The 13,294-nt window shown below is 58.6% G+C and carries 8 protein-coding genes; all 8 read right to left on the bottom strand.

The window, feature by feature from the left end:
- Positions 1–2: 2 nt before the first annotated feature.
- The gene (locus ACZRN6_RS07755) at positions 3–6,116 is read right to left on the bottom strand and encodes a hypothetical protein (protein WP_464007618.1); all 6,114 of its coding nucleotides are present in this window, start codon (positions 6,114–6,116) and stop codon (positions 3–5) included.
- A complete protein-coding gene (locus ACZRN6_RS07750) occupies positions 6,113–8,245 on the bottom strand; it encodes a transglycosylase SLT domain-containing protein (RefSeq protein ID WP_464007617.1) in 2,133 nt (710 codons plus the stop codon). The genes ACZRN6_RS07755 and ACZRN6_RS07750 overlap by 4 nt, the downstream gene beginning before the upstream one ends.
- On the bottom strand, positions 8,245–8,784 hold the full coding sequence (locus ACZRN6_RS07745; RefSeq protein WP_464007616.1) for a hypothetical protein: 540 nt from the start codon (positions 8,782–8,784) through the stop codon (positions 8,245–8,247). Before ACZRN6_RS07745 ends, ACZRN6_RS07750 begins: the two co-directional genes overlap by 1 nt.
- A gap of 2 nt (positions 8,785–8,786) precedes the next feature.
- Entirely contained in the window at positions 8,787–9,245 is a 459-nt protein-coding gene (locus ACZRN6_RS07740) for a hypothetical protein (RefSeq protein ID WP_464007615.1), read from the bottom strand.
- Positions 9,242–9,703: a GNAT family N-acetyltransferase gene (locus ACZRN6_RS07735; RefSeq protein ID WP_464007614.1), complete on the bottom strand. Its 462-nt coding sequence runs from the start codon at positions 9,701–9,703 to the stop codon at positions 9,242–9,244. The genes ACZRN6_RS07740 and ACZRN6_RS07735 overlap by 4 nt, the downstream gene beginning before the upstream one ends.
- 662 nt (positions 9,704–10,365) lie before the next feature.
- The gene (locus tag ACZRN6_RS07730; protein ID WP_177074525.1) at positions 10,366–12,162 is read right to left on the bottom strand and encodes a DUF927 domain-containing protein; all 1,797 of its coding nucleotides are present in this window, start codon (positions 12,160–12,162) and stop codon (positions 10,366–10,368) included.
- Complete coding sequence (locus ACZRN6_RS07725; protein ID WP_464007613.1) at positions 12,149–13,030, bottom strand: toprim domain-containing protein; 882 nt, start codon at positions 13,028–13,030, stop codon at positions 12,149–12,151. Before ACZRN6_RS07725 ends, ACZRN6_RS07730 begins: the two co-directional genes overlap by 14 nt.
- Positions 13,027–13,245, bottom strand: a complete 219-nt coding sequence (locus ACZRN6_RS07720) for a hypothetical protein (RefSeq protein WP_464007612.1) — start codon at positions 13,243–13,245, stop codon at positions 13,027–13,029. The genes ACZRN6_RS07725 and ACZRN6_RS07720 overlap by 4 nt, the downstream gene beginning before the upstream one ends.
- Positions 13,246–13,294: the final 49 nt, after the last annotated feature.

Here is a 13,294-nt window from a genome sequence, read left to right as displayed (position 1 = left end):
GGCTATTTTTTCCCTGTGAGAAGTCCTTTCATGAACGCAGCAGCGTCCTCCGGCTCTTCATCCCCAACCGTTATATCCCACAGGTAAGTGCCTTGCCTGGTGAGCGGTTTGACCGGGATGCCTAGCAGGTAGCCAGTTGCCGTTACAGCAGATTTGACCACTTGCCCTGGGTCTTTGTCACCACTTGCTACGCCGGCGACGGCAGAGGTTAGCTGGCGGCCTGCATTGATCGCCTGCCATGCAGGTGACAACGACCCTGCGTGACCGCTCAGTGCGGAGCCGATAGTGTCCCGAATGACCGGAAAGCCAGAGACACCGAAACCAAGTGTGCTTTTCGCCATCCAGGCTGCGGTGTTCTCGTCCTCTTCTGGGCCCTTACCCGTCAGCAGATCGCCGATGACTCCCTGGAAGAACGCCAACGCTAGCATTGAAGCTGCGGCACTGGCGACAGTTCTTGTCCCTTGGCGAGCCTCAAAGGCCAGGTCTCGGTTCTGGTTGTAGTAGGCGCTGAACGGTGTGTAGAACATCGTCAGCAAGCGCATTGCGGCGCCCTGGTCTTTGCGTTGGATTGCCGCGATGTCCATGGCTCCGGTGCCGCCCTGAGATTGGCGTACAGCCTTGTCACCATCCAACACTGCGGCGGTGCTTTCCTTGCCTGCTGCAACACCTTCACGGTAAGCCGCTAGCCAAATCGCACCCGAAATACCTCGGTCGAGGTATCCCAGCAGATTGAACGAGAACCGCACCAAGTCGGCTTTCTTGCGGAAGAACGCATTGCGGCCGATGAGGGCGCTCATGTTGGATTGCAGTCGGCCGTCTTCCATGTCCCAGCGTAGGCGCATCGCAGGAGAAGCCTCGGTGATCATCCGGTAGGTATCAACCGGCGACCGCACGCCTTCAAGCAGGGCCGTAGCGAGTTCACGAGGCTTCACGTACAGCAGGCCAGGTATAAGTCCAGCTGCCTGGGCCAGTAGGGTGGTTGTCGAAAGCCCTAGTCCTACGATGGACGTGTTTGTCCGTGCCGTGTCGAGGAACTGGTTGAAGTTGCCAGTCTCCGGAGGGTTTCGGTCATTAGCGATGGCCCTCAACCAGGGCAGGAATGCATCAGCTCCGCGTGGGCCAAGCTTATTGATGAGCACAGCCCGAACGTAGGGATCCTGCGTAAGGCGGTGGGCGTCCTGCAACGCTTCCCGGTGGGTCAGGTCGTGGACATGCTGGGCCAGGCGCTGGGGGATGGCGCTGAGGTCGAGCAGTAGTGGCCCTGACACGCTCTCGTTACGCTGGTTGGTGAATCCGTTACCCGGTAGCGCTCCTTCGAACCCTTCACCGAACAGCTCGCCGCCGACTGCCGCTGGCGGTGCGCCTGCACGCTTGCGGTCATAGATGATTGGGAAGTAGCCACCGCGGTATTCACCGAAGGCGGTTGTGATTGGTTTCGGCTCAATGCGGGGTGGCTCCACACCGGAGAGGCGTTTGTACATTGCCGCGATATCGGGCCATAGGCTGTCGAACGAGTCCCATACAGACTGCACCAGATCCCAATCCTGTTTGTCGAGGCGTCCCAGCATGTCAGCCAGCGATGCTTCGTCGACCTTGTTCCCTTTCAACAACTTGTTGCGGTTTGACTCGTTGCCGGTGTTGAGCGCGTGCATGATGAGCTCGCGGCGGTTGAATGATTTACCAAGGCTTGGGATGTGGAATCGATCCGTCAGACGTTCCGCGTTCATGTCCGCAAAGCGCTCAACTATCGAGCGGATGCCGGCGTTGAACAACTGACGCTCATTGGCCTGGGCCTCTGCCAGTGGGCTCCAGATCAACTGATGCCAGGGGCCGCTGGTATCCCTGCCGTCTAGGCGGTTGATCACGTTCTCCATCCGCGTCAGTGAGGCATCCAGCCCCTGCAGAAGCCCTACTGCTTTGTCACCGATGGATTCGCTGCTTTCGGATACAGCCACTTGTCGCGCGCGTGCGGGCACATTCGTGTCTAGAGCAGCTATGAGATCAGTCCTTGCCTGTTCGTAATCGCGCTTGTCCTTGCGGTTCAGCAGCTTGTTTTTCAGCCTGGCCATATGCTCGATGTTTGCCACTGCGTCACGCAGGCCGCCAAGCTCCTCGAATGTCAGTTCCCGATAGTTGACGCGGGCGCTCTGTTCAATCAGGTGTTGTGGTACCGCGACGATGTTGCCGGCGGCCTCTTGCTCCCTGACGAACTGGGCGAGACTGCGGCGACGTTCAACCTGTGGGCCGCTGACCTTGCGGAATTCGTACTGATCCAGCAGCCCCTCGATTTGCTCCAGGTAATTGGCCCCGGCTTTGCCTATGCGCTCCCGGGTTACGGGCTTCTCAAAACGGCGCATGAATGTATAAATCCGGTCTTCTTCCTTGCGCGCAGCTGTCGCCTCCCGGAACAAGTAATGGTTCAGCAACTCCCGTTGCTTGGACTCGGCGGCCTCTTGCCAGCGGTTTTTCGTGGCGAAGTTGAAGGCGTCCCTGTTGGCCTTGCGCTCGGCATTGAGGTACAGGTGAGGCTGGATATCTCGTACAACCTTGTCTGCGATCACCTGTTTGGCAACTGAGCGGATAGCTTCCAGAGGCGGTATAGCGTCGTAAGCATCGTTGCGCAGAGCCCGAGAGTCGGCATCCTGAGCCCTCTGCACCTTGTCGACCTGGCGGCGAAGACGATCAATAGCGCGCAGCTCTTCGCGGAGAACCCTGGCACGATCATCGTTGTGCACTGCCTCAATGGCACGGTCTGCCAAAGAGCCGTCGTTAAGCATGTCACCGTACTCGGCGCGCATCCTGGCGTCTGTTTCCGCTTGGATTAGCTCCCTACGTGCGCGGGCACCTACTAGAGCCTGCACCAGTTCATCACCTGATGTGTACCCGAACTGTTCGGCAACCAGGTCGGGATGAATCCCCTCATCGCCAGTCATGCCACGAAGGCGTGTTACGACCGTCTTGCCGTAGCGTTCCAGCAGCGGCTCGCGCAGCAGTTTTACCGGCTCTCCAATCGTCCCATCGGTCTGCAACCCTTTGCGCAAGTAGTCTTGGACGCGGTACACCGGTTGTGAGTCGACTTCTTTGGTGACGTCACCCAGCATCTTCTCGCGTGCATCCTTCCACCACTTTTCCTGTTCACGGGTCAGCTCGCGTAGCGACTCGGCTGTCAGCCGCTCCTCTGCAGCCTGGCCAGCTTTGTTGGCAGCAGCGTGATAAGCCTCGAACTCGGCCGGTGACATGCCGGCGGCCTGGGCATCGCTGAACAGAGTGCGGAAGGGGGCTTGAGCAACAGCAATTTCATCATCGGTGGCCAACAGTCGATCAAACACCCGACGTACGTCGTCATTGAGTTGGACGTTGAGCCGACTGGCATCGCGATAGATTTGGGTCAGCCACGCCTTGAAGCGTGAAAAAGCCGACTGCAATGCTGCGCTGGGGGCCTTCCCTTCGCGCAAGTACGCTTCAAAGCCGCGCGCAAACTGTTCATGCTGATCGACTTTGATGTCTGTGCGCTCATTGACGCCGAACCAATCCAGAATTGTCTGGTAGTCCTGTTTCACCTGATCCGGGACATCCGTGCGCGATGCGAGATCACCCATCACTTCAAGGTAAAAATGCCCGGTTTCATGTAGGAAGGTAGAAAGGTTAGCCTTGTCGGTCAGTTTGATTGCGAACTTGCGGTCGGCGCCGAACTGGATAAAGCCGCGTGTACCGTCCTCTGATTGATCGAAGCGGACGGCGTCGCTCCCGAGCAATGCTTTTCGTACTGCGGCGTTGTCCAAGACGTTCAGATCAAGGCCAGATTGATCAAGTGCTCGTTGCAGGTCATCTAGCGAGCCGCGTGCATCGAGAAGCTCTTGGTTGAGATTGGCGGGCGCTGATTGGCGTTGGCCGCGCAGTTCTTTGTCCAGTGAGGCCAAGAGCATTTCCGGCGTTGCGGTTGGCACATTTCCCAAGTATCCGGCTTCTGCAGCTTGAGTGGCCATATCGTCCAGACTGCGCCCACCCTTCCTGGCAATTCGGTTGTTACCTCGACGGCCCACATCAGCATCACGGGCCGCCAGCTCGCCACCATCGTCGCGTATGCCGTCGCGCTCACGAATGAAGTCGATTAGCGAGGCGCCGTAGATCTTTGCGTCGTCGGGAACATCGGCGGCGCGCAGGCGATCAATCAGCAGGTCAAGCTGATCAGATCCGCCAGGCTTGCGCAGCACCTCAGGAATGTCCTGGCCGATGCGGAGCCGATACTGGTTGAACAGATCGTAAGGGGCGATACCTGAGCGCTCTCCCAGAGAGCGAAAGGCGGACTGATAAAGCGATGCCTCTCTGTCTGCTGTCTGTGCTTCGCGACCAATACCAAGCAGCTGACCGCGAACATCCTCAAACACTCGGCGATCCGATGCGGCGACATGGTCTTGCTCAACACGATCACGAAGGCGCTCAAGCTCCTCAGGGGCGCGTTGCTGGAACTCAGCAAGTTCTCGTAGCGTCATCGCGTCGGGAGTTGCGCGCATATCCTGCTCAAGGCCTCGGTGGTGCCCATCCTTGGCAATGACCGACGCCCACTTCTCCAGCGGGATTGAGATATCTGCACCGAGGGCGAGGGCTTCTCCAAGGGCATCGGGGTTGCCTGTCGCCGCTTTGGCGAACTGCTCAGGATCGAGGTTGTTCTCTTGGAAGTAGCGTTGGAACTGCTCGGCGGGTACCAGGATGTTTTCTACGGCACCACCTGCCTGCTCTTTCAGCCTGGCCACGAGTGCTTCGGCGCGTTGTGGCGAGCGTTTGAACATCTTGGAGCTCTGAGCCATGTCACCTAGTTGTTGCACGGCAGCCAGATCCTTCTCGATCTGCCAATACCGTCTGCCAGAGCTGGCACTTGCGATAGCGACATCAACCGGTGACGTTGCCAGGCCCAGGAAGGCGTTCAAGAACATTTCTCCCCCAGTTGCCTGTTCGCCGACGGCAGCAGCACCTGCGACCGTGCCACCAACAGCGCCTGCAGCTTGGGCTACACCTTCAACTGCGACGTTGCCCAGCTTTCCTGCTATGCCGCGGCCGGCAAACGGAATCGGCACCATGCCGCCTAATGCGTTGATCGCGGCTTCGGCCGCAGTGCGCTTGAAGCTGTAGGCGTATGCCTGGTCTAAGTCGCCGGTTTTCTTGAGCCCTTCGGCCAGGTTCTCTCCTGCACCGCCGGCGATGCTGGTACCGAGGTTTACCCCTCCCACTACGATTGCCTTCTCAGCAGCACGTTGCGCAAAGGTGCTGGCAAGACGACTGACAGCGAAGTTCTTCACCGGTTGCGCCGCAATCCCGCCTATAACTCCGCCTGCCAAAAGGCTAGGTAGCGATTCAGTCAGTGCGCTGCCGATCAATCCAGGGTTGCGTAATGCGTACAGGGCGGTATCACTCGCCGCGCCACCCACACCAGCACCGCCATCGCGGGCTTTGTCGAATATCTGTCCTGCGAAAGCAATACGTTGGTCGCGTGGTAGAGCCAGGTATCCCTGGGCGGTGTTGGTGATGTTGCTTTCCGTGCGGCCCGTATAGTTCGGCTCTTCTCCCTTGTTGCGATCCAAAGCGCTCTGCGGTGCCAGTGCGTTCACGAAAAAACCACCAACCGAAGACAGCGCCCTGTCCAGCATGTTGGCGCCGGCCTCACCGATTATTCCCAGTTGACCAAAACCCTTGGTCAGTGCATCGCTCTTACTCGTTGAGTGCTGCTGACCGGACTCTTTGACGAAGTTATCAAAGGCACCTTCGACGTTGGACAGCCCGTCGATATCGTCGTGGGCCACGCTGGCGTTGTCCGGGTCAGTCAGGAACTGGTTGGTGGCCGGCGCTCGCTCAATCAGGGCGTCGTAGTCCACGGATGCCAGCTTGGCTTGTCGCTCAACCTGCTTGCGGTTGCGAACAACCATGTCAGGAGCGAGCCCTGTCAGTTCGGCCAGGCGTTGAATGCTGGCTTGCTCATCCGGGTTGTTGTCAGCAACGTAGCTCAGAGCCGTGCGGGGGTTGGGCTTGCTCTGCTGGCGCTGGATGGCAACGTCGTACTTGTTTGCCTCTACGCCCTGAGGTTCTTCTTTGCCGGCGAGGATGTTGTCGTACTGGCTCATTGGTTGGCCTCATTGAACAGGTTGAGGATCTCGGCATCACTCGCAGTGCGGCCATGGCGCTTAAGCGCCGCGGTAATCTGCTCGTGCTCATCGGCGGGAATCTGCTTGATGTCCGTGACCCGAACGTTGTCCCCAGGCTTCCGCTCAAACGCGCGTTGCTTGTTGGTGAAGAAACCGAACAGTCCTGACCCTTCAACCGTTCCTTCGATGAAGGCGTGATCCACGATCTGTTGCACCTGCTCGTGTGTGGCCTTCTTGTTCTGTTGCGCCTCTAGCCCCCGGATCTGGTCATCCACATAGCGACGTGCCGTTGCCACTTGCTTGGCTACCGCTGATCCCGGTTTAGGGCTGGAAGGCATGCCTGCGTTGCGCAAAGCGTCGTTGAACAGAGCTGTGCTCGTCGAGATCGATGCTGTTGCTGCTGGCCCGCTGGTCAGCCGCTTAATCTGCAGGTCGGTCAGGCGGGTGAAGTCCTCATTGCTCAGCTTGTCACGCATGTCGAGCAGGTTGACTTCGTTCCCTTGGGCGATGAGATCCCTGGCATTGGTATACACCTCAGGATCGGTTTGCTGATTCTGCTTGTACGCCATCAATTGCTTGCGGTCTTTTGCAGGTAGCTTGGCCCAAAGGTCGGGATCCAAGTCTTGCCATTTGTTGCCCTTGAGCATGAAGTCCCAAGCCTGCCCTTGGTTCTGAATGTGCTCCTGCTTTTGCTGATCTTGCTGCCAACTGAATCGGTCGCGTGCATCGGCGATGGCGATGCGTTTCTGATCAGGGGTTAGATCGCTACGGGCATCAATGCCCTTGGCAATTTGACCGAATGTCGGTTCGGCCTCCGGCTGGACGCTGCTGAGAACTTTCTGGGTATAGTCCTTCGTTTCTTTGAAGGGGATACCCTTGATGAAGTCGGCTTCGCTGATTTCGCCCGTCCTAGGGTCACCCAGTTTCAGCTTGCTTTCATTCTTGCCTGTGATGTTGGTGCCGTTGATCCAATCGTTAACCATTCCTGGGCCCGCGTTATAGGCGGCCACGGCCAGCGCGTCCGAACCATCGAACGTGTGGCGCAGCTTCCCGTAGTACGCCTCTCCAAGTGAACGGTTGTAGTCTGCGTCGGTCTTGAATCGCTTTTCGTCCCATGGCAAGCCAGCAGCCTGAGCAGCCTCAGGGCCAGTGCTTGGCATCACCTGGGCGATGCCTACCGCTCCACGATTGGAGGTAAGTGGCGCTCCGGAGGCGTCGACTTGGCGACCGTCGCTCTCGGCTTGAAGCATTGCCGCGAACACCGACCCACTCCCGCTTTTGGCTTGCTCGACCGCCTGTGCTCCAACGCTGACGCCTATGCTTCGATCCAGTAGCGGGTTCAGGGTTTTGATCAGGCTTTCTCGGTTCTTCAGGGTAAGCGATGAATATGGGCCATCGTCCCAGTTAGACAGATCTCGCTGGATTTGCTGCAGTTGCTCCGGGTTGTTCCCTGCACTGTGGATACGCGCCAGTGCGTTAGCCGAATAGGCCGACTGCTCAAACGTGCGCACCTCTTTATCCCAACCATCGATGCCATAAGCGCTACGGCCAACGGTCTGAACACCATCCGCCCTCGCTCGGCTGAGGATCTGGCCCAGGTCAGCATCTGGCCTGGCAGCTGCATTCTCCAACAGATCAAAGCGAGACCTGAGCTCACTTTTAGCCACGCCTGTGCGGGCCTCCAGCACCGATCCTTGGATCTGTTGAAGCTTGTTTGCCTGCATCTTGCGTACAGCGAGATTCAAATGCTCTTGGTCAGATGCATCCAGGCCTGCGACCTTCACCGGCTCCAGCTTGCTGATGAATTGCTGATAGCTTGATTCGCCTTGATCAGGTTGGACTTCCAGGGTTTTCAGCTTGCCGCTGAGCTCGTTTACCCCGGTGTCTAGTTGGCTCTCATAGTCCAACAGCGCGTTGCTTACCTTGACCTTAGAAAGCTCTTGGTCTTCTTTGTTTTTCTGGTCAAGGAAGGAAAGCGCTGCGTTCTGAACTGTGCCGGCTAACTGTTGCGCGCCACGATTCAGATTATTTGGGTCTGGTGTAATAACGCGATTTTGGGGCGCCTCTGGCAATACACGTACGCCCGGGCCAAGTGGTATCTGTGCCATCAGGAATTCCTCACCCAGGCTGGATTGGTATTCAGTTCTTGCGTTTGGCCCTGCATGTCTCGACCTGCAGCGGATGCTTTCCACCCGCTAGCGATCCGAGCCCCACTGGAAAGCACGGTGCCAATGGATTGGGCGTTCGCGTTGGATCGAGCCTGGCTTCCTGCCAGCTTGTAGTTGCTGGCATCGACGGAGCCGCGGGCCTTTTGGTTCTGGCCATTGAAGATGGTCAACACCGCGTCTTCCTCGGCATTGCCGATGATTTCTTCGTTGATGTTGACGGCGGTGCCTTCACCCACCTCAACACCAGACCCTGCAAGGGCCGTGTTGGCCTCACTGGCCTGGTTACGGGCAATCCGTCGGATACGGTCGGCCTGCACCATTGAGGCACTGGCGGCAGCATTGGCGTCGTTCTGTGCCTGATCGGATTGAGCATCAGCATTCAAGCTGGCCTGCTTGCCGGCCTGCTGGGTTGAGTAGACCGAATAGGCCGTACCAGCAACGGCGGTGGCTAAGGCAACAGCTGTGGTGTATCCAGACATGGTTATTCTCCAGTGGTGATGATCAGGTCTTCGCTTTGCTGGCGCGACATGAGTGCGGTGGGTTGATCGGTGAATTCAGATTCGGCGTCTTCAACCGTTTTGGCCTGGGTGGCAAAGGTCATGGTCAGATCGGTGTCGGCATGCGCTAGAAACACCTGTTTACGGCCAGGCTGCCCCGGGACGACGTGGTATCCCTTCAGCTCAACTGTTTCGCCACCGATGAAAACCGTGACGTGGCCCGACACGATCAGCAGCGTGGGGATATTGATCAGGGCGCCGGTGATCATTACGCCGGCGGGAACGCGGATGGTTCGGGAGTAGAGCCCAGCGTGAAAGTGGTGCTGGGTATGGATGGCCACTTGTTCCATACCAAGCAGATGCGATTCCAAGCCCCGGACTTTCTCAACGTCGGCACTTGTCATAGCGGGGAGTGATGGGGCCGCGGAGGTGATGCTGTTCATGCGAGCACCTTCAGGAATACCTGGTTGGTTTCGCGGTATCTGGAGCGGGGCAAAACCATCGCCAGCCTGCTGCCAATGGGCGCGCTGATCATCAGGGCAGAAGCGCCCAGTGCTAGGGCGCGGGCCTCGGCTGCACGCAACAGCTTGATACCTGCCCCGCCCTTGCGTGCATGCGGCTCAACGAAGAATGACTCCATCGCGCAGATGCGACGGCCCGCGTAGTGCGGCAACCCATACACCAGCAGTGAGGCAAGCCCGACCAAGTCAGGGCCGAACGCACCGAGAATGTGGAGTGCGCCGCTCGCCTCCATTGCCCGATACGTTGCAAAGCAGGCATCAACCTCGCCGAACTCAGGGATGCTCGATTCATCGCCATAGGCAGTCAGTAACTTAGGCAATGCGCCGGCTTGCTCCAGCTCAGCCACCGTGCAGGTTCGAATAATCGTTTCAATGCCCATGACGTGGTTCCTGTGCTTGGACTTGTGGTTGAGGACGAGAGCTGGGCGTGAGTGGTGAAACGGGGCCTGGCTCCGGTCGGATAACCTCGGCGTCTGGCCAGCGGTACCGGACTTCTTCCAAGGCCTGGGCTTCTGTCATGGGCTCTCCGATCATGCTGCAGAGCACTTTTCCGTCTCGAACCACGCACCAATGGGAATGGCTTGGCTCCATTGGCTCTGCGTATGCATCGGGCTGTATTTCGAAATTTGGCTGTGGTTGTTCTGGCGGCGCTACCGCACTCAACCGCTCAAACATGCCGCGTAGGACTGTCATGGCCGGTTCTCCAGAACAGATGTGTGTTCCCACCTGTTCACACTTCTTTGTTTTAGTGGGAACGCTCGCAGCCCACGGCCGCTCTGGCTGTTCCCACCGTTCCCACTGTTCCCACCACTTTTTCCCTTTGCCCGATGCAGTAGCTCGAAAGCGTGGGGCGCGAATCGAGTCTTCTCAGCACGATCACCACAATGTGTTTCTGTGATTCTGAAAACGGTGGGAACAGTGGGAACCGGGGGAACGAGCCCGGCCAGTAAGGGCTCCAGGCGTTCACACTTGTTCCCACTATGAGAATTGGTGGGAACAGAGCTACTGCACGAATTTGGCTGGATGGGGGTGCGAAGACTGGTCATTGGCCGAGTGCCTCGCGATCCATGGCCTCTGAGTCGACTACGTACAGGCCGCTAGTGCCCCCTCCTGGAAGTCGGTATTTCTTGGTATGGCGCTTCTTGTCGGAGTCCCGTTTGGCAAGGGCTCCCGCGCCTTCAAGAGCTTTGACGACGCGGCTCAGTCCATAACCGTGCGCGGCTTCGATCAACGCGGACTTGTTGAATAGGTAAAGCCGCTTGGTGCCGGACATTTCCCAATAGCCGGCACGGTTGGAAACCTTCACCTCAGACTGACCTTCGGCTACGTCGGAGAATCGGCTGCTACCGTGGCGGTCAATGAAGTCCAGGATGCCGGACAAGATCTGGCGGTCTTCAGCGTTGCCACTACCAACTCTGTTAAGCCATTCGCGGTACAGCAGTTGGCAGTCCGCCAGGGCGCTACCCTCAGGCCATGGGAGCAGTTCGTAGGCGACTGCCATTTCGCAAGCCAACGCGATGACCGCAAAGCGGTCAGCGACTCGTCCGGCTTGTGCATTGTCTTCCGCGAATGTGGCGCGCACCTTGGCGAAGTCTTCCAGTAACCCTGGACGATCATCGTTAGCCAGTAGCCGTTCAACGAACGCCGGCCCGACGTGGCCATGACTGCGAGTGACAGCGACAGTCAGTTGGCGGTGGAAGTCCGCACCCTCAAGTCCGTGCAGTTCGTCAAAGGCACGGTGGGTGCGAGTGCCCGCGTTCACGTCGACCATGCGCAACTCGGCACCGGCGTGGGCGGCATTGCCCGAGATCGCAGCGTGCTCGGACAGAGACCGCTCGCCGCTTGAGAGTGCAAGCAGGCGCCAATTCAGCCTGGCTCTGCCTTCACGCTCCCGGGTCATCGTGCCTTTGCCTTGCCCGTTCGCCAGTGCATAGGCCATTTCTTGAACGCGCTTGGGATCGGCGCGCTTGATTTCATCCAATGGAAGGAGGGTGTCGTTTCGTGATGACGCCTCAATTTCCAAACCACCCTTGGTCATGTCCCACGATGCCGCGAAGACACCGGGGTCACCCCATACTGATGATCCAACCAACTGAACCAATGACTTACCGCTTGAGCTGTCACCTACGAGGTGAACGCCACCGCCGAGTACGCCGACCAGGCTCAGTAGTGGCCCAGCAAGCGCGCAGCCGATGGAAAGTGTCAGTACCGGGTTGCCGGCACACTTGGCCGCGACTTCCAGTTGCCAGGTGGCCAGGTCGCCCTTCGTCTTGAACAGATTTTGCGCTTGGCTGCTGGCTTGGTAGCGAACCTTGTCACTCCCGATAGTTCGTCCAGGCAAAACAAACGCCCCTGACTCATGCCAGCCTGGCCGGCTCGTGGTGACGAAAACTTCGGTCGGGTGCTGCTCAAGCAGGTATTCCATGAAGTGGCTGCGCTTCTTGAGGGAAATGATCACCCCCATAGAAAACAGAGCTCGCCTGGCTTCCTCACCGCTACCGCCGAACACCTCCATGGCAATAATCCAGTCCTTCACCCCGTTGTCGGTGACCATACGGAGCAAGCGGCCCTCACTACCGTCATCGCTGTTGGTAGTGCGAGCTACGACTTTGACGGGGCTAGAGATCCACTCATCGGTGATTGCTCGGTCATCGCTGGCGCCATCAACGTCGTCCTGATCTGAGTCGCGCTTGAAGCCGTGCCAGTAAACGCCAGGCTTGAGCTTGCGACCTTTCTCGTTGGTGACCCATTGGTCGTACACCGCCCAGCAGGGACGATTAGGCGCAATTACTGCGGCATCAGGCCGAAGGTTGATCACGTTGGTATCAGGCTTGGCCATTTGTGAGCTTCCAGTTGGCGAGGTCGTTGAAGTCTGTGAGGTCATCGGGTGCACCTTCCGGCCACTCTGGGAATGCCACTTGGCCGCCTACGGCCGCCGCCGCCGCATTTGCTGCTGAGCGACCTGGGTTGCCGTCTGTGAGTCGGTCGTCATCTCCGGCTATAACGATTGGCTGGCCTGGGTAACGGGCGCGCAGCCCCATGGCTGCCGGGATCAAGTTCCCCGCGTTCATGGCTGCGGCGACGACGTAGCCACCGTGCTGGTGGAGACTGGCCGCCGTCGCCCACCCCTCGCAGATGCAGAGAACTGAGCCTGGCTCGATGATGCCCAGCGGCGAATAGGTGCCCTTCACGCGGCCGCCAGGTAGGAAGCGCTTGGCTCCGTCCGGGGCGATCCTTTGCAGGTTGATCAGGCGACCATCCAAGTACAGAGGGATGAGCAGGTCAGCACCTCGCTGGCGCAGGCCATGAGGGCGCACTGACTTGGCGACCAGGTATGGATGATCTGGGTTAGCGCGCCGCGCATTTCGCCACCAACGGTCGGCGAGTTCTGTTGCCTTCTGCTGGCGTTGGAGTTGCTCCGCTTTGCGTTGGCTTCGTGCCTGGTCAACTCGCTCGCGGATCTGTGCGGCTTCGCGAGCGTCCACCGGCTCACGACTGCACCAGGTGCTGGCGCTGCCGGACTTCCAGCTGCCGAATGCACCGGAAGCGATTCCGTCCAGGTACAGGACATACCAGCCATTGAGAGTGCCGGGCTTGTCTTCTGGAACGCGGAACCGGTGAATGGCACCGTCTGGCAGGGGAAGCCAGTCAAGCTGGCCATAGGCAGCTTGGAGTGCGTCATGGAAAAGGATGATTGCGTCAGTCATGCGGCACCCAATGGTGGGTTGTGCCGCTCAACCACTGCTGTCAGCAATTCCACCATGCCGTCCAAGCAATGCTTGCCCAAAGGATCCTGTTCACGATCACGCAGCTTGATCAGATGATCTAGGCCCACGTTGATCATGCTCAGGCTACGAGCGTCGATATGTGGGCGCTCTTTGGCTGACACGCTCTTTGTTGGATCGAACAGGATCACGGACATGGCAGTGCCTCCACTTTGATTGGCTGTGAAGGTTCTGTACCAGCGAACG

The sequence above is a fragment of the Pseudomonas sp. A125 genome, from assembly GCF_055409485.1.
This window is presented reverse-complemented; position numbering and strand designations above follow the sequence as displayed.

Excerpts from the sequence above, each read along its gene's own strand:
- ACZRN6_RS07755 (WP_464007618.1), bottom strand. The coding sequence starts at position 6,116 with ATGAGCCAGTACGACAACATCCTCGCCGGCAAAGAAGAACCTCAGGGC.
- ACZRN6_RS07750 (WP_464007617.1), bottom strand. The coding sequence starts at position 8,245 with ATGGCACAGATACCACTTGGCCCGGGCGTACGTGTATTGCCAGAGGCG.
- ACZRN6_RS07745 (WP_464007616.1), bottom strand. The coding sequence starts at position 8,784 with ATGTCTGGATACACCACAGCTGTTGCCTTAGCCACCGCCGTTGCTGGT.
- ACZRN6_RS07740 (WP_464007615.1), bottom strand. The coding sequence starts at position 9,245 with ATGAACAGCATCACCTCCGCGGCCCCATCACTCCCCGCTATGACAAGT.
- ACZRN6_RS07735 (WP_464007614.1), bottom strand. The coding sequence starts at position 9,703 with ATGGGCATTGAAACGATTATTCGAACCTGCACGGTGGCTGAGCTGGAG.
- ACZRN6_RS07730 (WP_177074525.1), bottom strand. The coding sequence starts at position 12,162 with ATGGCCAAGCCTGATACCAACGTGATCAACCTTCGGCCTGATGCCGCA.
- ACZRN6_RS07725 (WP_464007613.1), bottom strand. The coding sequence starts at position 13,030 with ATGACTGACGCAATCATCCTTTTCCATGACGCACTCCAAGCTGCCTAT.
- ACZRN6_RS07720 (WP_464007612.1), bottom strand. The coding sequence starts at position 13,245 with ATGTCCGTGATCCTGTTCGATCCAACAAAGAGCGTGTCAGCCAAAGAG.